Annotated in this window: 23 protein-coding genes and 1 riboswitch; of the genes, 14 read left to right on the forward strand and 9 right to left on the reverse strand. The window is 70.5% G+C overall.

Annotated features, from left to right (window positions below; genetic code table 11):
* The first annotated feature begins 235 nt into the window (after positions 1–235).
* Both OG595_RS03160 and OG595_RS03165 read left to right on the forward strand, forming a co-directional pair.
* Entirely contained in the window at positions 236–2,299 is a 2,064-nt protein-coding gene (locus OG595_RS03160; RefSeq protein WP_329267507.1) for a discoidin domain-containing protein, read from the forward strand.
* Between the two features lie 22 nt (positions 2,300–2,321).
* Complete coding sequence (locus tag OG595_RS03165; protein WP_329267509.1) at positions 2,322–2,915, forward strand: TetR/AcrR family transcriptional regulator; 594 nt, start codon at positions 2,322–2,324, stop codon at positions 2,913–2,915.
* 147 nt (positions 2,916–3,062) lie between these two features.
* On the opposite strand, the gene OG595_RS03170 is transcribed toward OG595_RS03165, so the two are convergent.
* The 3 genes from OG595_RS03170 to OG595_RS03180 form a co-directional block, all read right to left on the reverse strand.
* Positions 3,063–3,788, reverse strand: a complete 726-nt coding sequence (locus tag OG595_RS03170; protein WP_329267511.1) for an NAD(P)H-dependent oxidoreductase — start codon at positions 3,786–3,788, stop codon at positions 3,063–3,065.
* Positions 3,789–3,941: 153 nt separating this feature from the next.
* Positions 3,942–5,408, reverse strand: a complete 1,467-nt coding sequence (locus tag OG595_RS03175) for a sensor histidine kinase (RefSeq protein ID WP_329267513.1) — start codon at positions 5,406–5,408, stop codon at positions 3,942–3,944.
* The gene (locus OG595_RS03180; protein ID WP_329267515.1) at positions 5,405–6,103 is read right to left on the reverse strand and encodes a response regulator transcription factor; all 699 of its coding nucleotides are present in this window, start codon (positions 6,101–6,103) and stop codon (positions 5,405–5,407) included. The genes OG595_RS03175 and OG595_RS03180 overlap by 4 nt, the downstream gene beginning before the upstream one ends.
* Positions 6,104–6,253: 150 nt before the next feature.
* On the opposite strand from OG595_RS03180, the gene OG595_RS03185 reads away from it, so the two are divergent.
* Genes OG595_RS03185 through OG595_RS03195 form a run of 3 tightly spaced genes read left to right on the forward strand, consistent with a single transcriptional unit; the run spans position 6,254 to position 9,072 of the window.
* Entirely contained in the window at positions 6,254–7,591 is a 1,338-nt protein-coding gene (locus tag OG595_RS03185) for a ferredoxin reductase family protein (protein WP_329267517.1), read from the forward strand.
* Positions 7,592–7,601: 10 nt separating this feature from the next.
* Positions 7,602–8,345: an FMN-binding protein gene (locus OG595_RS03190; RefSeq protein WP_329267518.1), complete on the forward strand. Its 744-nt coding sequence runs from the start codon at positions 7,602–7,604 to the stop codon at positions 8,343–8,345.
* A 4-nt stretch (positions 8,346–8,349) separates the two neighbouring features.
* Positions 8,350–9,072, forward strand: coding sequence for an FAD:protein FMN transferase (locus OG595_RS03195; protein WP_329267520.1), 723 nt, complete (start codon positions 8,350–8,352; stop codon positions 9,070–9,072).
* Between the two features lie 100 nt (positions 9,073–9,172).
* Here the strand turns inward: OG595_RS03195 and OG595_RS03200 are convergent, their stop codons facing one another.
* On the reverse strand, positions 9,173–9,802 hold the full coding sequence (locus OG595_RS03200) for an MBL fold metallo-hydrolase (RefSeq protein WP_329267522.1): 630 nt from the start codon (positions 9,800–9,802) through the stop codon (positions 9,173–9,175).
* Entirely contained in the window at positions 9,802–10,887 is a 1,086-nt protein-coding gene (locus OG595_RS03205) for an S-(hydroxymethyl)mycothiol dehydrogenase (protein WP_329282607.1), read from the reverse strand. Before OG595_RS03205 ends, OG595_RS03200 begins: the two co-directional genes overlap by 1 nt.
* 185 nt (positions 10,888–11,072) lie before the next feature.
* Here OG595_RS03205 and OG595_RS03210 point away from each other — a divergent pair, with 185 nt between their 5' ends.
* Positions 11,073–11,276 (forward strand): hypothetical protein, encoded by a 204-nt coding sequence (locus OG595_RS03210; RefSeq protein WP_443072948.1) that lies wholly within the window; start codon positions 11,073–11,075, stop codon positions 11,274–11,276.
* A gap of 42 nt (positions 11,277–11,318) precedes the next feature.
* On the opposite strand, the gene OG595_RS03215 is transcribed toward OG595_RS03210, so the two are convergent.
* On the reverse strand, positions 11,319–11,606 hold the full coding sequence (locus OG595_RS03215) for a metal-sensitive transcriptional regulator (protein WP_164311857.1): 288 nt from the start codon (positions 11,604–11,606) through the stop codon (positions 11,319–11,321).
* A 78-nt stretch (positions 11,607–11,684) separates the two neighbouring features.
* On the opposite strand from OG595_RS03215, the gene OG595_RS03220 reads away from it, so the two are divergent.
* Positions 11,685–12,323, forward strand: a complete 639-nt coding sequence (locus OG595_RS03220; RefSeq protein WP_329267527.1) for a rhodanese-like domain-containing protein — start codon at positions 11,685–11,687, stop codon at positions 12,321–12,323.
* Here OG595_RS03220 and OG595_RS03225 read toward each other — a convergent pair.
* Positions 12,313–12,906: a transketolase gene (locus tag OG595_RS03225; RefSeq protein ID WP_329267530.1), complete on the reverse strand. Its 594-nt coding sequence runs from the start codon at positions 12,904–12,906 to the stop codon at positions 12,313–12,315. The genes OG595_RS03220 and OG595_RS03225 overlap by 11 nt on opposite strands.
* 254 nt (positions 12,907–13,160) lie before the next feature.
* Between OG595_RS03225 and OG595_RS03230 the strand changes: the two genes are divergently transcribed.
* The 4 genes from OG595_RS03230 (at position 13,161) to OG595_RS03245 (ending at position 18,688) form a co-directional block, all read left to right on the forward strand.
* Positions 13,161–13,931 carry an isopentenyl transferase family protein gene (locus OG595_RS03230; protein ID WP_329267533.1) on the forward strand — a complete coding sequence of 257 codons (771 nt, stop codon included), beginning with the start codon at positions 13,161–13,163 and terminating at the stop codon, positions 13,929–13,931.
* A gap of 5 nt (positions 13,932–13,936) precedes the next feature.
* Positions 13,937–15,295, forward strand: coding sequence for an FAD-binding protein (locus OG595_RS03235; protein ID WP_329267536.1), 1,359 nt, complete (start codon positions 13,937–13,939; stop codon positions 15,293–15,295).
* Entirely contained in the window at positions 15,292–16,815 is a 1,524-nt protein-coding gene (locus OG595_RS03240) for a TIGR00730 family Rossman fold protein (protein ID WP_329267539.1), read from the forward strand. Before OG595_RS03235 ends, OG595_RS03240 begins: the two co-directional genes overlap by 4 nt.
* Before the next feature lie 109 nt (positions 16,816–16,924).
* Positions 16,925–18,688, forward strand: coding sequence for an ABC transporter ATP-binding protein (locus OG595_RS03245; protein WP_329267542.1), 1,764 nt, complete (start codon positions 16,925–16,927; stop codon positions 18,686–18,688).
* Positions 18,689–18,781: 93 nt separating this feature from the next.
* Here the strand turns inward: OG595_RS03245 and OG595_RS03250 are convergent, their stop codons facing one another.
* Positions 18,782–19,078, reverse strand: a complete 297-nt coding sequence (locus tag OG595_RS03250; protein WP_329267544.1) for a hypothetical protein — start codon at positions 19,076–19,078, stop codon at positions 18,782–18,784.
* Between the two features lie 172 nt (positions 19,079–19,250).
* Here OG595_RS03250 and OG595_RS03255 point away from each other — a divergent pair, with 172 nt between their 5' ends.
* Positions 19,251–19,625, forward strand: a complete 375-nt coding sequence (locus tag OG595_RS03255) for a nuclear transport factor 2 family protein (protein WP_329267547.1) — start codon at positions 19,251–19,253, stop codon at positions 19,623–19,625.
* A gap of 30 nt (positions 19,626–19,655) precedes the next feature.
* A riboswitch (ZMP/ZTP riboswitch) is annotated at positions 19,656–19,768 on the forward strand.
* 22 nt (positions 19,769–19,790) lie between these two features.
* Complete coding sequence (locus tag OG595_RS03260) at positions 19,791–20,678, forward strand: bifunctional 5,10-methylenetetrahydrofolate dehydrogenase/5,10-methenyltetrahydrofolate cyclohydrolase (protein WP_329267550.1); 888 nt, start codon at positions 19,791–19,793, stop codon at positions 20,676–20,678.
* A gap of 73 nt (positions 20,679–20,751) precedes the next feature.
* On the opposite strand, the gene OG595_RS03265 is transcribed toward OG595_RS03260, so the two are convergent.
* On the reverse strand, positions 20,752–21,441 hold the full coding sequence (locus OG595_RS03265; protein WP_329267552.1) for a TetR/AcrR family transcriptional regulator: 690 nt from the start codon (positions 21,439–21,441) through the stop codon (positions 20,752–20,754).
* A 203-nt stretch (positions 21,442–21,644) separates the two neighbouring features.
* Here OG595_RS03265 and OG595_RS03270 point away from each other — a divergent pair, with 203 nt between their 5' ends.
* Complete coding sequence (locus OG595_RS03270; RefSeq protein ID WP_329267554.1) at positions 21,645–22,919, forward strand: YncE family protein; 1,275 nt, start codon at positions 21,645–21,647, stop codon at positions 22,917–22,919.
* Positions 22,920–22,924: the final 5 nt, after the last annotated feature.

Genomic DNA, 22,924 nt, shown 5'->3' on the forward strand with positions numbered 1-22,924 from the left:
GTCGACGCTAAATCTAGACGGACAACATTGTCAACAATATTGTTCTCCATACCTGAACCCTGTTCACGACCGGTCAGCGTGAAGTTCTCGCGCGGTTCACCCACAGAAACCCCCATTAGGTCCGGTCCGGCTATCAGGTCAAGCGTCCCGGACTATTGACTCCGTCACCCCGCTGTCGCGATCCTCATCACAGAGTTGCGCGAGCCATGACAATCTTTGTGCGAGGACGTGAGTGATGACCGAGCCTGCTTTCCCGCCTCGCCCGCGTCGAGGGCGCAGACCTCTGACCGTGCTGCCGCTGCTCCTCGCGGTGATGGCGCTGATGCTCGGCACCGGGCCCAGCGCGGCGGCCGGCACGGACTGGTGGACGCCGACCGCGCGCCCGACGCCCGACTCCCAGATCAACGTCACGGGCGAGCCCTTCAAGGGCACCAACGCCCAGGGTGAGGTACAGGGGTTCGTCGACGCGCACAACCACCTGTTCTCCAACGAGGCCTTCGGCGGACGGCTCATCTGCGGGAAGGTCTTCTCCACCAGCGGGATCGCCGACGCCCTCAAGGACTGTCCGGAGCACTACCCGGACGGCACCCTCGCGATCTTCGACTACATCACCCACGGCGGCGACGGCAAGCACGACCCGGTCGGCTACCCGACGTTCAAGGACTGGCCCGCATACGACTCGATGACCCACCAGGCGAACTACTACGCCTGGGTCGAGCGCGCCTGGCGCGGCGGTCAGCGCGTGCTGGTCAACGACCTGGTCACCAACGGCGTGATCTGCTCGGTCTACCCGTTCAAGGACCGCAGCTGCGACGAGATGACGTCCATCCGCCTCCAGGCGAAACTGACGTACCAGCTCCAGGACTTCATCGACGCGCAGTACGGCGGCACCGGCAAGGGCTGGTTCCGGATCGTCACCGACAGCGCGCAGGCGCGTGAGGTGATCAAGGCGGGCAAGCTGGCGGTCGTGCTCGGTGTCGAGACGTCCGAGCCCTTCGGCTGCAAGCAGATCCTGGACATCGCGCAGTGCAGCAAGGCCGACATCGACAAGGGCCTCGACGAGCTGTACAGCCTGGGTGTGCGCAGCATGTTCCTGTGCCACAAGTTCGACAACGCGCTGTGCGGGGTGCGGTTCGACGAGGGCGGTCTCGGTACGGCGATCAACGTCGGCCAGTTCCTGTCGACGGGCACCTTCTGGCAGACGGAGAAGTGCGCGACCGCGATGCACGACAACCCCATCGGCGGCGCCACGGCGACCAGCGCGACGGAGGACCTGCCGGCGGGCACCGAACTGCCGACGTACGACTCGGACGCGCAGTGCAACAAGCGCGGGCTCACCGCGCTCGGCGACTACGCGGTGCGCGGCATGATGAAGCGCAAGATGATGCTCGAGATCGACCACATGGGCGTCAAGGCCGCCGGTCAGGCGATGGACATCTTCGCGGCGGAGGCCTACCCGGGCGTGCTCTCCTCGCACAGCTGGATGGACCTCAACTGGACCGACCGGGTCTACGGTCTCGGCGGTTTCATCGCCCAGTACATGCACTCCTCCAAGGAGTTCGTCGCGGAGGCCGCGCGCACCGACGCCCTGCGCACCAAGTACAACGTGGGTTACGGCTACGGCACCGACTTCAACGGCATCGGCGACCACCCGGCGCCCCGCGCCGACTCGACGGTGACGTACCCCTTCACAAGTGTCGACGGCGGCTCGGTCATCGACCGTCAGACCACCGGAGAACGCACCTGGGACTTCAACACGGACGGCGCGGCGCACGTCGGGCTGATCCCGGACTGGATCCAGGACATCAAGCAGGTCGGCGGCGCGGACGCGGTCAGCGACCTGTTCCGGGGTGCCGAGTCCTACCTCGACACCTGGGGTGCCTCGGAAGCCCACAAGGCAGGGGTGAACCTCGCCAAGGGCGTGTCCGCGACGGCCAGTTCGTCCGAGTCGAACCCGTTCACCAGCTACCAGCCCGGCCGCGCCGTGGACGGCGACTCGGGCACCCGCTGGGCGAGCGACTGGAGCGACGACCAGTGGCTCCAGCTCGACCTCGGGTCCACCAACCTGGTCAAGCGGGTCACCCTCGACTGGGAGAAGGCGTTCGGCAAGGAGTACCGCATCGAGCTCTCGACCGACGGTACGACCTGGCAGACCGCGTGGTCCACGACCGTCGGCGACGGCGGCCTGGACACCGCGCAGTTCGCGGGAGTACCTGCCCGCTATGTGCGCGTCCACGGACTGGATCGGGGCACGGACTGGGGATACTCACTCTACGAAGTAGGTGTCTACAGCAGCTGAGTTCCGTACCTAGGGGGAGTTCATGGCACGCAAGCCGTCGGCCGAGAGGCGCCGGCAGCTGACCGAGGCGGCCATCCGCGCGATGACCCGGGACGGCGTCCCCAGGACGACGACCCGGTCCATCGCCGCGGAGGCGGGCGTGTCACTGAGCGTCTTCCACTACTGCTTCGACTCCAAGCAGGCCCTGATCGAGTCGGTCATCACGACGATCATGGACCACTACGTCGACGTGGTGCGCGAGGCGATCCAGCCCCAGCCCACCCTCCAGGAGACGATCCGTGCGGGCTTCAGGGCGTACTGGGACCATGTGGCCGCCCACCCGGGCGAGCACATGCTGACCTACGAACTCACCCAGTACGCCCTGCGCGAGCCGGAGTTCGCACATCTGGCCCGCAGGCAGTACGAGCTCTACTCCGAGACGTACGCCGGACTGCTGGAGCAGCTGCGCTCGACCATGGGCTTCGAACTGGACGTGCCCGTCCCGGTGCTGGCCGGCTATCTGGCCTCGATGACGGACGGGCTGACGCTCAACTTCCTGGCCCTCGGTGACGAGAAGGCCTGCATGGACATCATCGACACCGTCACCGACCACGTGGCCTCCCTCGTACGGGAGTAGCCCGTAGCGGAGTCGAAGGGCCACGGAGGTCCTGTGGCCGCCGGACAACCGCCCGGCGGCCACAGGACACTCACCGTGCCGACGACCGGCTCATCGCGGTCTCCACGGGGCACCGTGCGGGGTTGCGACCTCCGTCGGCCGGACGGTTCACGGGACGCGCAGTTCGTTCCGCGCGGGTCTCTGCGGGCTGGTCGCGCCGTTCCCCGCGTCCCTGTCGGGGCGGGGCTCCGCAGGGCACTCGGCCAGTAGGCGTTCGCCGTACTCCGCCAGGTACTCCTCGCGCTGCTTCGCCGACGCCTGCGCCGGGGCTCGGGCGACGAACGGCGGCAGGACGTCGAAGCCGAGGCAGCCGAGGATGCCGTGGTGGATGGGCCAGAGGGCGCGGTCCAGGTCCTCCTCGGTGCCGTCGGGGGCGTACAGGCCGGAGGGTGTGCCGGTGGTGGTGCACACCAGGGCGCGTCTGCCTCTGAGCGGACCGGTGTCGTAGGCGCGCCCTTCCGCGTAGGCGAAGCCGCGGGCCATCGTGCGGTCCATCCAGCCTTTGAGGATGGCCGGCATGCCGGACCACCACAGCGGGAACTGGAGGATCATCAGATCGCACCGGGCGACCTTCTCCTGTTCGGCGAGGACGTCGGGCGGGGTCTCGTGCGCCGCCGACACGCGTTCCTGCTCGGCGATGACGTCCAGGAAGTCGGGGTCGGTCCAGACTCCGGGGAAGTCCTCGGCGTCGACGACGGCCTTCCAGCCGAGCCGGTACAGGTCGCTGACCACGACCTCGTGCCCGGCCCGCTTCAGGACGTCGACGGCTCTGACCTTCAAAGCGCCGTTGAAGGAGCAGAGTTCGGGATGGGCGAAAACGATCAGTACGTTCACAGTGGGGGGTCTCCTCAGATCGTCCGTGCTGAGCCGTTCGGACTGAGTCGTTCTGTTCGGTCGAGTCGTTCTCTTCGGTCGGGCGTTCCGGTCGGGCGTTCCGGTCGGCCGGGTCGTTCTGTCGGTACTCCTGTTCCTGACTCCTGTTCCTGTTCAGCTGTTCGGCTGCCCCTCCGTCCTGTCGAGCGGGATGCGCAGGACGAAGGCGGTGCAGCCGGGGCCACTGGTCAGGTCGAGGGTTCCGCCGTGCGCCCGGGCCAGGGAGAGCGCGACCGCGAGTCCCAGGCCGCTGCCGCCACGGTCGCGGCTGCGGGCCTTGTCGACGCGGTAGAAGCGGTCGAAGACGCGGTCCTGGTCGGCGGCCGGAATGCCGGGGCCCGCGTCGGCGACCCGAACCACGGCGTGGCCGCCGGTGCCGTCGGCGGCCTTGTCGACGGTCACGTCCAGGGACACCGCCGTGCCGGCGGGCGTGTGCACGGCCGCGTTGGTCAGCAGGTTGTCCAGGACCTGGCGGATACGCAGCGGGTCGAGACGCAGCCACAGTCCCTTCGGGACCGCCGTCACCGTCAGCGGATGCTCCGGGTGGCCCGCGCGGAAGGCGTCCGCCGCCTGGCCGACCAGCTCCACCAGGTCGGCGTTCTCCGGGCGCAGCGGTGTCTCGACCTGGGCCGCGTCCAGCCGGGCGAGCAGCAGCAGGTCGTCGAGGAGGACGCCCATCCGGGCCGCCTCGGCGCGCAGCCGGGCCAGGTGCCGGTCCCGTTCGCCGGGCTCGTTGGCGGCGGCGTACTGGAAGAGGTCCGCATAGCCCCGTACCGACATCAGGGGTGTGCGCAGCTCGTGCGAGGCATCGGCGACGAAGCGGCGCAGTCGCTGTTCGGCCTCGGTGCGCACGGCGAGGGAGTCGTCGATGTGTTCGAGCATGGTGTTGAAAGCGGTGCGGAGTTCCTCGACCTCGGGGCCGCCGTCGCCCCGGTCCGCGCGTACGGGCAGCCGGGCGGAGTCGGTGAAGTCGTGCGAGGTGATGCCGCGGGCGGTGTGGGCCATGTCGCTGAGGGGCCTGAGGCCGCGGCGCAGCACCGCCCGGCCGAGGATCACGAGGCCCAGGAGGGCGAGTGCGAAGGCGACGACCTGGACCGTGACCAGCCGGTCCATGGTGTTCTCTATGTCGTCCATGGGCGCCGCGGTGACCAGGACGACCCCGGCCTCGACCTCGCAGGCGCGCAGCCGGTAGGCGTCCCCGTCGATGCGCGCGGTGCGCAGGACGGGGTCGGTGTCGGTGGCGCGCACGTGCTCGGCGGTGGCGAGGAGTTCGGCGGAGTCCTTCGGGACGTCGGCGGGCTCGCGGAGTACGGGTGTGCTGCCCGAGACCGAGTACGAGGCGGTGTACCAGCCGTAGTACGGCTTTCCCTGCACGCTGCCGTAGGCCACGACGTCCTTGGACTGGGTGACCTGGACGAGCTTCATCTGGTCGCTGAGCTGGCGTACCAGGTACTCCCGCATGTACATCGAGAGCGACGCGCCGACGACGGCGAACACCGCCAGCGAGAGCACTCCCATGCCCAGCGCCAGCCGCGTGCCGAGCCGCAGCCGGCGGTAGGTCTCCCGGCAGCGGCGGATCACGCGCCGACCTGCCGGACCACGTAGCCGACGCCCCGCACGGTGTGGATCAGCGGTTCGTCGTGCTGGTCGGGATCGTCGAGTTTGCGGCGCAGCCGGCTGACGACCAGTTCCACCACGTTGGAACGGCCGCCGAAGCCGTACTCCCAGACGTGGTCGAGGATCTGCGCCTTGGTGAGCACGGTCGGCGACTTGCGCATCAGGTAGCGCAGCACCTCGTACTCGGTGGGGGTGAGGGTGAGTCGTTTGTCGCCGCGGCGGACCTCGCGGGTGTCCTCGTCCATCGTCAGGTCGGCCACCCGGAGCACGGACCGCTGGAAGGCGGGGCCGGCGCTGCGGCGCAGCACGGTCCGCAGCCGGGCCATCAGCTCCTCCACGGCGAAGGGCTTGACCAGGTAGTCGTCGCCGCCCCGGGTGAGCCCCGCGACCCGGTCGGCGACTCCGTCACGAGCGGTGAGAAAGACCACAGGCACCATGGTGCCCGACAGCCGCAGCCGGTCGAGCACGGCGAAGCCGTCGAGGCCCGGGAGCATCAGGTCGAGCACCACGATGTCCGGATGGAACTCGGCGGCCCTGGTCAGCGCCTCCTCACCGGAGTACGCCGTGACCGCCTCCCAGCCCTCGTAGCGGGCGACCGTCGCGACCAGGTCGGCGATGGGCGGATCGTCGTCCACAACGAGAAGTCGTACTTTTTCCACGTGCTCATAGTGCTGCACGCCGCTTCCGGCGCCATACCTCTCCCCCTCCCCACGCGAGATCGATAACAACTTGAAAGTCCAACGACAGCTCAATGACAGCTACCGTCGGTCATGCTCGGTGTCCCCGGACCCGATCAAGGAGCACCGTCCGTGACGACCGTCCAATCGCCTCCCGCGCCCCCCACGGCGATACGACCCAAAGTGGTGGCCCGCACGGGCCTGTACGCCGTGCTGGCCGCCAACGTGGCCGTCGTGACCGTCTTCTTCTTCCAGGCCGGGTTCGCGTCGAACGCGCTGATCGTGATGGGCAGGCTCGCCGGGCTGTACGGCGCCCTCGTCATGGCCTTCCAGCTGGTGCTGGTGGCCCGGCTGCCGTGGCTCGACCACCGCATCGGCATGGACCGGCTGACCTCCTGGCACCGCTGGGTGGGCTTCGGTCTGCTGTGGACGCTGATGGCCCACGCGGTGTTCATCACCTTCGGCTACGCCGAGGGCACGTCCATGGGCCCGGTCGACGAGCTGGTGGAGCTGGCCGAGACCACCGAGGGCGTGCTGCGCGCGATCGTCGCCCTGGTCCTGATCATGGTCATCGGCGCGGTCTCCGCGCGCTACGCCCGCCGCCGCCTCGCCTACGAGACCTGGCACTTCATCCACCTGTACACCTACGTGGCGGTCGTCCTGGCGTTCACGCACCAGGTCGGTGTCGGTACGACGTTCACCTCGTCGTCCGCCGCCACCACGTACTGGTGGGCCCTGTGGAGCGTGGCGCTCGGTTCGGTGTTCCTGGGCCGGGTCGTGCTGCCGCTGCGCAAGAACCTCCGTCACCAGCTGCGCGTCTCGGCCGTCGTCCCCGAGGCCGACAACGTCGTGTCGATCTACATGACGGGCCGCGACCTCGACAAGCTGCCGGCCCGCGCCGGCCAGTTCTTCCTGTGGCGGTTCCTCACCAAGGACCGCTGGTGGCAGGCGAACCCGTTCTCGCTGTCGGCGGCGCCCGACGGCAGGACGCTGCGGCTCACCGCGAAGGTGGCCGGCGACGGCACCGCCGCCCTCAAGCACATCCCGGTCGGCACCCGCGTCTTCGCCGAGGGCCCGTACGGCGCCTTCACGGCGATGCACCGCACCCGCCCCGAGGCCGTCCTCATCGCCGGCGGTGTGGGTGTCACGCCGATCCGCGCCCTGCTGGAGGAGATCCAGGGCCACGCCGTGGTCATCTACCGGGTGGCCAGGAACCAGGACGCCGTCCTCTTCGAGGAGCTGCGGGACCTCGCCCACGCCAAGGGTGCCGAGCTGCACCTGGTGAGCGGGCCGGTCGCCCCCGACAAGCTGGCCCCGGCCGAGCTGGCCAGGCTGGTGCCGGACATCACGGACCGGGACGTCTTCCTGTGCGGCCCGCCGCCCATGATGAACGCGGTGCTGCGCAGCCTGCGGGATCTGGGCGTGCCCAGGTCGCAGACCCACTTCGAGCGCTTCAGCCTGGCCGGATAAGAGGAACGTCGTGAAACGAGCACTGCCTGTTCTGGTCCTGAGCATCGCGGGCCTGGTCCCCGTCTGGCTCTACGAGCCGTCGCTGGGTATCACCTCCTCGGAGGCCTCGACCCCCGCCACGACTCCGTCGGCCTCGTCCTCGACGTCCTCGTCGGGTTCCTCCGGTTCGTCGTCCACGGTCGTCGCGGGTACCACCGTGGCCACCGAGAAGGGTGACGTCCAGGTCGAGGTGACGTTCGCGGGCTCCAAGATCTCCTCGGTGCGGATGCTGAAGCAGCCGAACCACCCGCAGACCACGGCCGCCGTGCCGGTCCTGATCAAGGAGACGCTGGCCGCGCAGAGCGCCGACATCGACACGGTCTCCGGAGCGACGATCACGAGCGACGGCTACAAGGAGTCCCTCCAGGCCGCCATCGACTCCCGGGCGGACTCCGCCGCGTCGTCTCCGTCGCCCTCCGCGTCCGCCGCCACGTCGGCACCTGCTGCGGAGTCCGCGTCGAAGGTCGTCTCGGGGACCGCTGTGGACACCGAGAAGGGCACCGTGCAGGTCGAGGTGACCTTCGAGGGCGACACGATCGCGTCCGTGAAGATGCTCCAGCAGCCGAACCACCCGCAGACCACGGCCGCGGTGCCGGTCCTGATCGAGGAGACCCTCGCCGCGCAGAGCGCCGACATCGACACCGTCTCCGGCGCCACCATCACCAGCGACGGCTACAAGGAGTCCCTCCAGGCCGCCATCGACGCGAAGGGCTGATGACATGCGGCGCGTCGAGCACATCATGGGGTTCCCGATCTCGCTGCGGATCGACGACGAGAACGTCCGGGCCGAGACGGCGGACGCCGTGTTCGCCTGGCTCCACGAGGTCGACGCGCGCTTCAGCCCCTTCAAGCCCGACAGCGAGGTGTCCCGGCTCGACCGGGGCGAACTGGAGGCCGGCGCGCTGAGCGCGGACCTCACCGAGGTGCTCGGCCTGTGCGAGGAGTACCGGGTCGCGACCGGGGGCGCGTTCGACGTACGGCTGCCCGGCCGGGGCCTGGACCCGTGCGCGATGGTGAAGGGCTGGGCTGTGCAGCGGGCGGCGGACCTGCTGGAGGCGGCGGGTGTACGGACGTACTGCCTGAACGCCGGCGGTGATGTGGTCGCCGCCGGGCGCCCCTGGCGGGTGGGGGTACGGCACCCCGAGCACGCCGACCAGCTGTGCACGGTGCTGGAGATCACCGAGGGGGGTGTGGCGACGTCCGCCCGCTATGAACGGGGCGACCACATCCTCGACGGCCGCACCGGACTCCCGGCGACCGGGCTGCTGAGTCTGACCGTGGTCGCCGCCACGCTCACCGAGGCGGACGCGACGGCGACGGCCGCGTTCGCGATGGGCGCGGAGGGCATCGAGTGGGCCGCCGCGCGCAAGGGCTGCGAGGTGTTCGCGGTGGACGCCGACCGGCAGGTCGTCCGGACCCCGGGTCTGCCGGTCGCCGCCTAGACATCCGGACCTGCTGTGTACGTCCCCTGTACGTCCCTGTGGGCGCCCTCCGTCGAGGCGGAGGGCGCCCACAGGCGTGCGGTGTCCGGGTCCGTGGCCGTCAGTGGCCCCGGTCGATCCACTCCTGGAGGTGCGGTGCCTCCGCCCCGATGGTGGTGGGGTCGCCGTGACCGGTGAGGACCTTCGTCCCGGGCGGGAGGGCGAGGAGCCGGTCCCGGATCGAGTCGATGATCGTCGGGAAGTGGGAGTAGGAGCGGCCGGTGGCGCCCGGTCCCCCGTTGAAGAGGGTGTCGCCGGTGAAGACGGTGCCGAGTCCCGGGTCGTGGAGGCAGACCGCGCCCGGCGCGTGTCCGGGCGTGTGCAGGACCGTGAGAGCGGCGCCGCCGGCCTCGATCACCTGGCCGTCGGTCAGCCAGGCGTCGGGTTCCCGGTCCGGGTGGGTCTGCTTCCACAGGGGCAGGTCGTCGCGGTGCAGCCAGATGGGGGCGCCGGTGCGGGCGGCGAGGGCGGGGGCGGCGTCGATGTGGTCGTTGTGGGCGTGGGTGCAGACGATGGCGGTCAGGCGCCGGTCGCCGACGGCCTCCGCGATGGCGTCGGCGTCATGGGCGGCGTCGATGACGACCGCCTCGCTGTCGTCGCCGATGATCCACACGTTGTTGTCGACGTCCCAGGTGCCGCCGTCGAGGCTGAACTGCCCGGAGGTGACGAGGCGCTCGATGCGGGCGGCCATCACAGCACCACCACGGAACGCAGTACGTCGCCGCCGTGCATCCGCTCGAACGCCTTCTCGACCTCGTCGAGTTGGATGGTCTCCGTGACGAACTTGGCGAGGTCCAGGCGGCCTTGGAGGTGCAGGTCGATGAGCATGGGGAAGTCGCGGGAGGGCAGGCAGTCGCCGTACCAGGACGACTTCAGCGAGCCACCGCGGCCGAAGACGTCGATCAGCGGCAGCTCCAGCTTCATCTCCGGCGTCGGCACACCGACGAGAACGACCGTCCCGGCGAGGTCACGGGCGTAGAACGCCTGCTTGTACGTCTCCGGGCGGCCCACCGCCTCGATGACGACGTCCGCGCCGTTGCCGCCGGTCAGCTCACGGATCGCCTCGACCGGGTCGGTCTCCTTGGAGTTGACCGTGTGGGTGGCACCCATCGTTCGGGCGGTGGCCAGTTTCCGGTCGTCGATGTCGACGGCGATGATCTTCGCGGCGCCGGCCAGGTTCGACCCGACGACCGCCGCGTCCCCGACCCCACCGCAGCCGATGACCGCGACCGTGTCGCCGCGTCCGACGTTCCCGGTGTTGATGGCGGCACCGATACCGGCCATCACGCCGCAGCCCAGCAGTCCGGCGACGGCGGCCGACACGGAGGGGTCGACCTTGGTGCACTGCCCGGCCGCGACGAGCGTCTTCTCGGCGAAGGCACCGATACCCAGCGCGGGCGACAACTCGGTGCCGTCGAGCAGGGTCATCTTCTGCTTGGCGTTGTGCGTGTTGAAGCAGTACCACGGCCGCCCACGCAGACACGCCCGACAGTTCCCGCACACCGCACGCCAGTTGAGGATCACGAAGTCACCGGGAGCCACGTCCGTGACCCCCTCCCCCACCGACTCCACGACCCCGGCCGCCTCGTGCCCGAGCAGGAAGGGGAAGTCGTCGTTGATCCCGCCCTGCTTGTAGTGCAGGTCGGTGTGGCACACCCCGCAGGCCTGGATCCCGACCACGGCCTCGCCCGGCCCGGGGTCCGGCACGACGATCGTCTCGACCCGCACCGGTTCGTTCCTGCCCGGTGCGATCACGCCGCGTACTTCCTGCGCCATGGTGCTGAACCCTTCCATCGGCCAATGTTCGGTTCTTCGCTCCGACCCTACGTGCGACCGATCGGTAACGGCACGCTCACCGTCGAGCCCATGACGAAAATACCCCCTGGGGTACTTCTGCAACGGTGGGAGACATACCCAAGGGGGTAATTTCCATGAGTCTCCACCAAGAGGGGAGTGCCGCCATGAACTTCGTCGACCGCATCGATGTGCCGGTACTGGGCAACCGTGGCTGCCTGACGGGAGGACAGCACCGGGCCGTGGTGATCGATCCGCCGCGGGACGTCGACCGGGTGATCGGGGCCGCCGCTCGACGAGGCGTGCGTGTCACCTTCGCCTGGGCACTGCCGACGGTGACGTTGTTCATGCTGGCCGACACGCTGGCGTGATCACCGGCCGGCCACCGCCCACCGCTCACCCTCCGAACACGCTTACGCCAGTGACAGGAACAGCTTCTCCAGCCGGGCCCGCATCTGCTCCTTCGTCTCGCCGTTCCGCTCGGCCGCCTTCACGTCGGTCAGGCACTGCTGGAGTCCGGTCGCGATGATGGCGAAGCCCGCCCGGTCCAGGGCGCGCGAGGCGGCGGCGAGCTGGGTGACGACCTCCTCGCAGTCGCGGCCCTCCTCGATCATCCTGATCACTCCGGAGATCTGCCCCTGCGCCCGGCGCAGCCGGTTCAGCACCGACTTGAGCTCATCACCCTCGAACTGCAGTTCCACAACCACTCCTTCACATCCCCCGCCGCATACCCTTAGGGGTATTTTACCCTCCACTCCAGGAAAGGTTCCCTGTCCCCCATGACCGCTCCCCTCGCTCTCGACACCGACCAGGCCCGTACCCGCCTGCCCCAGCTGACCGTCGTCGATGTCCGCACCCCCGGCGAGTACGCCTCCGGACATCTTCCCGGCGCCCTCAACATCCCCCTGGACCAGCTCCGCCGCGCGCTGCCCGCCCTCAGGGAGGCGGCGGACCAGGGCGAACTGCTCGTCGTCTGCGCCTCCGGTGCCCGCTCCGAGTCCGCCTGCTCGGTCCTCGCCGAGAACGGCGTCCCGGCCATGACCCTGACCGGCGGCACCCAGGGCTGGCTCGATCAGGGGCACGCGCTTCAGCACCCCGCGGCCGGGGCCCGCGCCACCTGGTCCATGGAACGCCAGGTCCGCCTCACCGCGGGCGGCATCGTCCTCGCGGGCCTCGGGCTGGGCCGCCTGCACACCGGCTGGCGACTGCTGTCCGCGGGGGTCGCGGGCGGTCTCGTCTTCTCGGCCGTCAGCAACACCTGCGGCATGGCCCACCTGCTGTCCAGGCTGCCGCACAACCGACCCCGGCCCGCAGACCTCGACGCCACCCTCGCCGCGCTCGCCCGGCGGTCCGGGGAACGCGCCGAGTCCACCGGGTCCGCCGAAGAGGCCAGGCGTGCCACCGACGTCAGCGCATGAAGTCCCGGACGGCCCGGGCGAGTTCGGTCTCGTCCAGGCAGCCCGGCCCACCGAGGGCAAGCAGCCGGTGCGGGACGTGGACCAGCGTGCCGGCGACGTGATGGGCCGAGGTGCCGCGCGGGCAGGGCTCGACCAGCACCACGTCCGCGTGGTCGGCGGCGAGCACGGCCGTACGCAGTCCGACCTCGTCGAACGGGCGGACGGTGGCCGTGTAGAGGACGGCGAGGTCCAGTCCGGCCGTGGCCCGCAGCACCGGGTCGAGCGTGGCACCCACCGCGACCACCACGCCGGCGCTTCCGTCCCGGACCGGTTCGAAACCGTCGGTCGCGCCGTGCGGTTCGGCGTTGGACTCGGCCGACACATGGACGTACGCCCGCTCACCGCGGGCCATGGCGGTCAGCACGACCCGCCGCACCTCGTCGGGATGACCGGGGACATACACGGTCCAGTCGGGGCGGGCGGCGAACCTGGCGAGTTCCGCCGGGACACCGAGTCCGACGAGGATCTTGGCGTCCGGGCCGTCCTCGTCGCGACCCGTGAGCGGCAGGGCGTCGGCGGCGGCGAGCAACATCTCGGATTGCACGGAGTCCTCCTGGGTAAGAGCCTGATGAACGCGTTAGGAATGCATTAAAAAAGGAGCCTGTCGCTCCCTCGACCCCGTTGCGGATTCCCAATCATCCCTTCTTCCACGCCGATTTTTCCAGCCTTTAACAAGCGCAGGAAAATGTGGGTATTTCTTTGCCCTGCCCAGGCTGCGAACTGGTGTTGACGCGTGTCAGGCCGTGCTTCTCTTGTCCGTGCTCAGCAACGGTTGCACGGATCAGGAGGGAAACTCCGATGGCCGAGATCCCGGCGGATTGCACGGTTCGTCCTTTTGTTCATCTGATCGCGGGCCCGACAGGGGCGGGGAAGAGTGCCGCGGCCAACGACCTGGCCCGGGTCACCGGGGCGCCGGTCGTCGTCGCCGACCGCCTCCAGTGCTTCACGGACCTGGCCACCACCAGTGCCCGCGCGGGGGCACAGGCCCCGGGTGTGCGGCGCTACTGGCTGGCCGACCGGACGGTCGCCGACGGCGACCTCGGCGCGGACGCGGCGGCCGACTCCCTGTTCGCCCTGGTGGAACGGCTGGGCGCACAGCACCCCTTCGTGATCGTCGAGGGCGGTTCGATCTCCCTGCTGAAGGTGCTGGCCGAGCGGTGCACCCCCCTGCCCTGGCAGCTGTCCGTACGGGTGCTGCCGCTGCCCGCGTACGACGACTACGTCGAGGCACTCACCCGCCGCGCGCTGACGATGCTCGCGCCACCGCCCCCCGACCGCAGCCTCCTGGAGGAGCTGGCCGCACTCTGGGCCGACCCCCGGAAACGGCGTTTCGCGGCGTCGGTGAACGGTTTCGAGGCCGTCCTGGAATGCTGTGCGAAATATTCACTCGATGTAGAGACCATTCACAAAAAGGTGCTGCCCGGTCCGGTACGGTCGAGGATGGCGTCCCTGATAGCTCTGCGGCATGCGGAACACGGCATTCTGCAGAGCCGTGTGTTCACCGAAACCTTCGAAAAGCGGATATCGGTACCGGTGCTCGATCCGAGCATGCTGGGGCGTGCCGCGTGAAGGGAGTGACCGGCATCATTTCCCGGCCGGATCACCTCGTCCCGTTCCCCGGCTCCGCGGCCGAGGACGTGGTCCGGGCCGCCGACGACTTCGGGCACATCGTCGGCTCACGGCCGCTCGGTGTGCTCACGCCCCCGTCCGTGGCCGCGCTGCGGGAGTTCGTCGCACTGGCCGGCCCGCACGGTCTGCCGGTGACCGCCCGGGGCGGCGGGTACTCCGTGTACGGCCAGAGCCAGGCCGAGGGCGGGTACGTCGTCGACCTGAGCGCTCTCGACGAGGTGCGCTGCGCGCCGGGCGCACGGACGCTGACCGCCGGGGCGGGCGCCCGCTGGAGCGAGGTCGTCCGCGCCGCCCTCGCCGAAGGGCTCACCCCACCCGTGCTCCCCGACCACCTCGGCGGCAGCGTCGGCGGGCTGCTGAGCACCGGAGGCATGGGCGGCTCCAGTCACCGGCACGGTCTGGTCGCCGATCACGTGCGGGAGCTGGACGTGGTCACGGGCGCGGGCAAGGAGGTGACCTGCTCGCGCGAGCACCACCCGGACCTGTTCGACGCCGTGCTGGCGGGCCTCGGCCAGTGCGCCCTGATCGTGCGGGCCACGCTCGACCTGGTACCGGCGCCCGTCCTGGTGCGCCGCTTCCGCCTCTACCACCACTCCCCCGGCGAGTTCTTCGCCGACCAGCGCGCGCTGGCCCGCGACGACCGCTTCAGCCATGTGAGCGGCCAGGCGCGTCCCGCGCTCGGCGGTGCCTGGGACTACATGATCGAGGCGGTGGCTCCGTGCGACGGCCAACTGCCCTGTGACGACACCCTGTTGACCGGCGGCCTGCGGCACGACCGGGACACCGAGGAGATCGAGAACCTCTCGTACGAGGAGTTCCTGCGGCGCATGGACCGCGACGAGCGGATCCTGCGCACCACCGGCGAGTGGCAGCGCCCGCACCCCTGGCTGACACTGCTCCTCCCGGAGGAGGCCGCCCCCGCCTTCGTCCCGACGGTGCTGGCCGACCACGCGCAGAGCGGGCTGCGCGCCTGCGGAGTGGTCCAGCTGCGTCCACTCACCTCCCGGACCCTGCGCGCCCCGCTGCTGCGCAGGCCGGCCGGCGAACTCCTGTGCCTGCTCTCCCTGATGCGCACCGCGCCGCCCGGCGCCCCCGAGAACGTCCGGGAGGCGGTCGCCGCCAACCGGGCACTGTACGAGAGGGCGCTCGAACTCGGCGGTGTCCTGCACCCGACCAGCGCGCTGCCGATGACCCCCGGGGACTGGCGGGCCCACTTCGGCCCCGCCTGGGAGACCCTCGCCCGCGCGAAGGACCGCCACGACCCGCACTCCGTCCTCACCCGGGGGTACGGACTGTGGCCGTGACCGCCGTCACCGTCTTCTGCGGCGCCTCCCCCGGGCACCGCCCCGGCCACCGGGACATCGCCGCCGCACTGGGCCGCGCCCTCGCGGAGGCGGGCCTGCGGGTCGTGTACGGCGGGGCCCGCACCGGCCTCATGGGCGCGCTCGCGGACGCCGCTCTGGCAGGGGGCGGCAAGGTGACCGGCGTCGTACCGCGCCGACTGCTGCCGTACGAGATCGCGCACACCGGTCTCAGTGAGCTGGAGGTGGTCGCGGACATCCACGAACGCAAGGCGCGCATGGCGGAGTCGGGCGACGCGTTCGTGGCACTGCCGGGCGGCCTCGGTACGGCGGAGGAACTGCTGGAGGCGCTCGCCTGGGCCCAGCTGCGCATCCATCGCAAGCCGTGTCTGCTGCTCGACCCGTACGGCTTCTACCGTCCGCTGCTGGCCTTCCTGGAGCACGCGCGGGACGAGGGCTTCCTGCACCCCGGCGATCTGGAACGGATGGTCGTGTGCGAGTCGGCCGAGGAAGTGGTCGCGCACCTCACCGCTCCTGCACGGACGTTGACCGTCGAACCGGCCCCGCGGGAGCCGACCCGCCCGGCACGGGGCGTTCCGCGCGGCCGTACCGCGTTCCTGTTCTCGGGCGGCGGGTCCCAGCGGCCCGGGATGGGGCGTGAACTCCACGCCTCCTTCCCGGTGTTCGCGACGGCGCTGGAGGAGGTGTGCGCCGGGCTCGATCCCTATCTGGACGTGCCGCTGCTGGACGTGATGTTCGCCGAGGCCGGAACGCGCACGGCCAAGCTGCTGGACCGGATCGCGTTCGGCAATCCGGCGGTCTTCGCGCTCCAGGTCGCGCAGTTGCGGCTGCTGGAGAGCTGGGGTGTGCGCCCGGACGTGCTGTTCGGGTACTCGGCGGGGCGGATGGCCGCCGCCCTCGCCGCCGGGGTGTTCTCGCCGGCGGACGGCTGCCATGCCGTGGGCACGCTGTCACGACTCATGGGCGCGCTGCCGGAGGGGGGTGCGATGGCGGCGGTGGAGGCATCCCCGGAGGAGCTGTGCCTCGGGCCCGAGGTGGTGGTCGCGGCTGTCAACGGGCCCCGGGCGGTGGTGGTTTCGGGCGACCGGGAAGCGGTGGCCGCCGTACGGGAGGAGTGGGCGGGGCGCGGCCGGCGAACGGCGGCCCTGCGCACCGACGTGGCCGCGCACTCACCGCAGCTGGACCCGCTCCTCGACGAGTACCGCCGCACCCTGGAGGGACTGGACCTGCGTGCCCCGTCCCTGCCCCTCGTCTCCGACATCACGGCGAAGCCCGTCGGCGCCGAGGCGGCCACGCCGGAGTTCTGGGTGCGCGAACTGCGCGAGCCGGTCCGATTCGCCGACGGGGTGGGCCTGTTGGCGCAGGACGGGGTGAGCACGTATCTCGAACTCGGCCCGGGCGAGGTACTGGCCGGCCTGATCGAGGGCTGTCTGCCGGGCGGCGAGGCGGAACCTCTCGTACTCGCGACGGCCCGGGACTGGCGGTCGCTCCAGCGGCGGTGACGGCGGGCGGAACAGGCCGGGGGTACGGGCGGGCGCACAACCGTATCGCCTCTCCTCCGGCCGCCGACGTAGGGTGAATGTCCCGCCCGTCCGCCTCCCCAGGAGCGCCGTGACCATCGCAGAGCCGAACGCCGGTCCGCCGCCGCCCGCCTGGCGGCTGCTTCTCGGATACGTACGGCCGCACCGGTGGACCCTGCTGGCGGGCGCCCTGCTGTCGCTGGCCACCGGTGCCGCCGGGCTGGCGCTGCCGCTGGTGGCGCGTGGACTCATCGACGATCTGTCCCACGACCGGACGATCACGGGTGCGCTGGTGCTGATGTCGGCGCTGGTCGTCGCCAACGCGGCGCTGGGCGCGCTGGGTTCGTACGTACTGCGGCGCACCGCGGAGTCGGTGGTGCTCGGCGCGCGCCGGGCGCTGTCCTCCTATCTGCTGCGGCTGCGGATTCCGGCCGTGGACCGCACCGAGCCCGGCGATCTGATGGCCCGGGTCACCTCGGACACGACCCTGCTGCGCGAGGTCACCACCGACTCGCTGGTCGGCCTGGGCACCGGCGGTCTCACCCTGGTGGCGACGATCGTGATGATGGGCCTGGTGGACCCGGTGCTGCTGGGTGTCACCCTGGCCGTGATCGTGGGGGCGGGAACCGTGCTCGGGGTGATCGTGCCGCGCATCAACAGGGCGAGCCGGCGGGCGCAGGACGCGGTCGGTGTCATGGGCGCCTCGCTGGAACGGGTGCTGGGCGCGCTGCGCACGATCAAGGCGTCCGGCGCCGAGCACCGGGAGGAGCAGCGGCTGCACGCGGCGGCGGAGGAGTCGTGGCGGCAGAGCGTGAGCGCCGCCAAGTGGTCGGCCGCGGCGGGCAACACGGCAGGTCTGGCGATGCAGATCGCCTTCATCACGGTGCTCGCGGTGGGCGGCGCGCGGGTCGCGACGGGCGCGGTCGGAGTGGGCACGCTGGTCGCGTTCCTCCTCTACGTCTTCTATCTGATGTCGCCGATCCAGCAGGTCGTCGGCGCGATCACCCAGTACCAGACGGGCGCCGCGGCCCTCACCCGCATCCAGGAGGCCCTCGCCCTGCCCGCCGAGCCGTCGTCCGCCCGCCCCGCGCCTCTCCCCGCCACCGACGCAGAACCGGCGTCACTCGCCTTCGACGAGGTCCGCTTCCGCTACGCCGGCGATCTCCCGTACGTCCACCACGGCGTGACGTTCGCCGTGCCGCCCCGGGGCATGACGGCGTTCGTCGGTCCCTCCGGTGCGGGCAAGACCACGGTCTTCTCGCTCATCGAACGGTTCTACGACCCCGAGTCCGGTGTCATCACCGTCGACGGCCGGGACGCCTCCGACTGGGATCTGACCGAACTCCGTTCCGCCATCGGCTATGTCGAGCAGGACGCTCCGGTGCTCTCGGGCTCGCTGCGCGACAACCTGCTGCTGGGCAGTCCGGAGGCGGACGAGGACGCGGTCACGCGTGTGGTGAAGACGACCCGGCTCGACGGTCTGGTGGACCGGCTGCCGCGCGGCCTCGACACCCTGGTCGGACATCGCGGCACCAAGCTGTCCGGCGGCGAACGCCAACGGGTGGCCATCGCCCGCGCCCTGCTGCGCCACCCCCGGCTGCTCCTGCTCGACGAGGCGACCTCGCAGCTGGACGCGGTGAACGAGGCGGCACTGCGCGACACGGTCGCGGATGTCGCCCGTACGACGACCGTTCTCGTCGTCGCCCACCGGCTGTCGACGGTGACGATGGCGGACCGGATCGTGGTGATGGACGCGGGCCGCGTCCGCGCGGTGGGCACCCACCGCGAACTCGTCGCCGGGGACCCGCTGTACGCCGAGCTGGCGGCCACGCAGTTCCTGGCGACCACCGGCTGAGCGCACTCCGTCTGGGGAGCACTTCTTTTTGGCAAGGGTGAGGGCCGCCCGGTCCGGCCGGGCGGCCCTCGTTCCCGCTGTGCGGTGCGTCCGTCAGGCCTCGATACCCGGCAGCAGACCGGTCACGGGGGCGGCCAGGTCGGTCAGCTGGTGCAGCTGGTTGAGGTCGCTGAGGCGGTTGAGCGAGCTCAGCTGGCTGGAAACCCGGGGAAGGTCCTCGTGGTACTGGGCGGGAATCTCGCTCACGGCGAGCGAGTCGAGCTGGGAGATCGGGTTCAGCTTGCCCGCGTTCTGGTCGGCGGCGGGAGCCGCGCTCGCCAGCGGGGCGGCGAGGCCGGTCACGCCGACGGCGAGACCAACGGCGGCGGCGATTCGTCGTGTTGAGATCATGTACTCATGAACGGTGCGCGCCCCGCGCCGGACACGGGCGCCGCGCCCCGCTCACTCGTCAGGCTCATCCTCCGTCTGCGCTTGCCGAGGTTCCCGGGACGGAGGACGCTCAGGAGGAGAGGTCCCTCGCGGCCCGCGTCCGATCGGGCCGCGGCCCTCGGAGGAGGTCATCATGGGCACTGCGGCAAGCCCCGCTTTCGACATCGAAGCACTGCGCCGGGGCATCGAAGGACACGACGCGGCGGTCCTGCTGTCGCTCTACGCCGACGACGCCGAACTGCGCGTCGTCGACCGCAACACCCAGCCCAGTCACCCGATGGTCAAGCGCGGACGCGGCGAGATCGGCGCCATGCTGACCGAGGTGTACGGCAGGGACATGACCCACAAGCTGGAGCAGGTCGTCGTCCAGGGCGACCAGGTCGCCTACACCGAGTCCTGCGAGTACCCGGACGGGGTCCGCGTCCTGGCCACCGCGATGCTGTCCCTGCGCGACGGCAAGATCGTCGATGAAACCGTGCTGCAGGCATGGGACGAGGAGGGTTCCTGACTCCACGGCCGGGGCCGGGGCTTAGGCTGGACAGCGGGTCGTGACTGGCGCTGAGGTGGAGAACCACCGGGGAGCGGCCCCGCGGAGTGCCGCACCGGTTCCGTGGACGCGGAGTGCGTGTGCCGTGCGCCTGGGCGATGACGACTGTCGGCTCAGGAGTGGATCATGTCTCAGGCCAGGCTCATGGACGGAACCGGTCTCGCCCGGCGCATCGTCGAGGACGCCTCGAAGCGAGCCGCCGACCTCACCGTCCGTACGGGCGCGCGGCCCTGTCTGGCGACGGTGCTGGTGGGCGCGGACCCCGCCTCCGTCACCTACGTCCGGATGAAGCAGAACCGCTGCCGCAGGGCCGGCATCGAGTCCCGCCGGGTGGAACTGCCCGCTGCCACGACCACCGGGGAACTGGTCGGCACACTGCGCGCCCTCTCGGAGGATCCCGGTGTGCACGGCATCCTGCTGCAGCACCCGATGGGCGAGCACATCGACGAGCGGGCCGCGTTCGAGGCGATCTCGCCCGAGAAGGACGTCGACGGGGTCACCTTCGCGTCCTTCGCGACGATGAGCTTCGGGCTGCCGGGCTTCGTCTCCTGTACGCCCGGCGGGATCATGCGGCTGCTCGACGAGTACGGGGTCGACCCGTCCGGCCGACGGGCCGTGGTGGTGGGCCGCAGCGCGATCCTCGGCAAGCCGGTCGGCATGCTGCTCCTGGGGCGCGACGCGACCGTCACGTACTGCCACTCACGGACCCGGGACCTGCCGTCCGTCGTCCGCGAGGCGGACATCGTGGTCGCCGCCGTGGGCCGGCCCCGGCTGATCCGGGGCGAGGACATCAGGCCCGGTGCCGTCGTCGTCGACGCCGGGTACAACCCCGGGAACATCGGCGACGTCGACTTCGGCTCCGCCGTCGAGCGGGCCGGACTGATCACACCGGTGCCGGGCGGCGTCGGTCCGATGACGATCGCGACGCTGCTGGAGCAGACCGTCGAGGCAGCGGCACGGCAGCTCGGCCCTGTCCCGCGGACCGGGTCGGCGGACAGTCGCGGTACCGCATGAGCGACGGGCGTCAGAGGTCCCCAGCGCCCTCGGTGCCCCCGGCATCCTTGGGGCTCCCGGCATGCCCTGTGCCCTAGGCATGCCCGGCGGCCTCGGCGTGCCCGGCTCCCGGGGGCAGCCAGCCGGCCGGGCGCAGGATGCCCAGCAGCATCTGCACCAGTTCGTCCACCACCTCGTCCAGCGTGGCGTCCACCCACCCGGCACTCCAGTCGTGGAGCAGGCCGTTCACGCTGCCGATGAACGCCGTCGCGGCGAGCTGGTAGTCGCGTGGCGCCGCCTCTCCGCGGACGACGGCGGCCTCCGCCTCCGTGCAGATGAGGTTCACCCAGCGGGAGCGGCGGGCGAGGCGCTGTTCCTCCAGGCGGGCGCTGACGCCGATGATCTCGACGAAGGTCATGCGGATGCGGCGCGGGTCGGCGGTGACGTTGGCGGCGTAGGCGCGGAATATGGCGGCGGCGCGTTCGGCCAGGGGCAGGCCCTCGGCGGCGGCCAGCGCGGTGAGCGCCGCTCCCTCGGCCCAGTCGTTGACCTGGAGGTGAAGGGCGGCCAGGACGTCCTCCAGGGTGCGGAACTCCTCGTAGAACTGGCGCGTGGACAGACCGGCCGCCTCGCTGAGCGCGGCGACCGTCGTCGAGCGGTAGCCCGGGGTGTCGCCGAACAGCTGGAGTGCGGCGTCCAGAAATCTCCGGCGCCGTTCGGTCTGCCGTTCCTCGGCCGTCTTGCCCGCATAACGGCCGGTCGGCGCCCTGAGTCTGCCCGCCAATGAACCCTCCTTCGTCGGTCCGGTGGCCAAGTTTGTCTTGCACGCAGTCTTGTGGAGAAGGGCACCCCCTCCTTACTTTCCAGTAAGTCCAATCTGAACGTGACCGTGTTCAGTTTTCCGCCCGCAGCCACGTTCCCCCTTTTGCCCCATATGTCATGCACCCGCCACACACCGTCTGTCCACTCCCGGAGGGGAGAGCACGCATGCCTGCTTCCAGATCCAGGTACCTCTGCGCCATGGCCGCCGCCCTCGTACTGACCGTCACCGCCCCCGCGACCACCGCCATCGCCGCGACCGCGGCCGAGGACTCCGACACGGCCGCCGCCGCGAGCCTGCGCGAGGTGATGTTCGTCGGCAACAACTGGGAAGGCACCGCGGACGTCGTCAAGTCCACCGGCGACTTCGCCAAGATCGGCCGGATCAACGTCGTACCGGACAAGGCGGCGCGGCTGGCCGCGATCAACGCCGACCCGATCAAGTGGATCTACTTCATGGCCATCCGCAACGGGGTCGGCGAGGGCCACGACCAGCTGGTCGACGACATGTACTCCACGCCGGACGGCAAGTCCGTGGTCGTCTCCCGGCCGAGCTTCGCCGACGTCGTGTCGATCGACCTCGCCACCGGGGCGATCAACTGGCGCTTCCCCGTGTCGGGTTACCGCTCCGACCACATGGCGGTCTCCCCCGACGGCACCCGGGTCGCGGTCTCCGCCTCGATCTCCAACACCGTGCACGTGCTGAACATCAACACCGGCGCGCAGATCGGCTCGTTCGCCACCGGCGACAAGCCGCACGAGAACATCTTCACCAAGGACGGCAAGTACATCTGGAACATGGCCATCGGTGACGTCAACACCTCGCAGGACGCGCCGTGGCAGGACTTCACGAAGGGCGACCGCAAGATCACGGTCGTCGACGCGGCCACCTTCAAGCAGGTGAAGGTGATCGACATGCGGGACCGGCTCAACGCCATCGGCCTCACGGACTACTCGGACGCCGTCCGCCCGGCCGTCTTCTCCCCCGACGAGTCGAAGCTGTACTTCCAGGTCTCGTTCTTCAACGGCTTCTTCGAGTACGACCTCGCCACCGACAAGATCACCCGGACGAAGACCCTGCCGAAGAACCCGGCGACCAGCGACGACCGCACCACGTTCGTCAACGACTCGCGCCACCACGGCATTTCGATGAAGCCGGACGGCACGAAGCTGTGCGTCGCGGGCACGATGGACGACTACGCGACGGTCGTCGACCGTGCGACGCTCCAGGAGGGCCCGCTCGTCACCGCCTCGAAGCCCTACTGGGCCACGGTGAGCGGCGACGGCAAGTCCTGTGTGATCTCGGAGAGCGGCGCCGACCAGATCACGGCCATCGACTTCGCCACCGGGCTGAAGACGGTGTCCGTGCCGGTCGGCGACCACCCCCAGCGAGTCCGCCTCGGCCATGTCGAGGCGGACTGGACGGGCCCGGCGGCCAACTGACCGGT

The organism is Streptomyces sp. NBC_01451, assembly GCF_036227485.1.
In the GTDB taxonomy this organism is placed as follows: domain Bacteria; phylum Actinomycetota; class Actinomycetes; order Streptomycetales; family Streptomycetaceae; genus Streptomyces.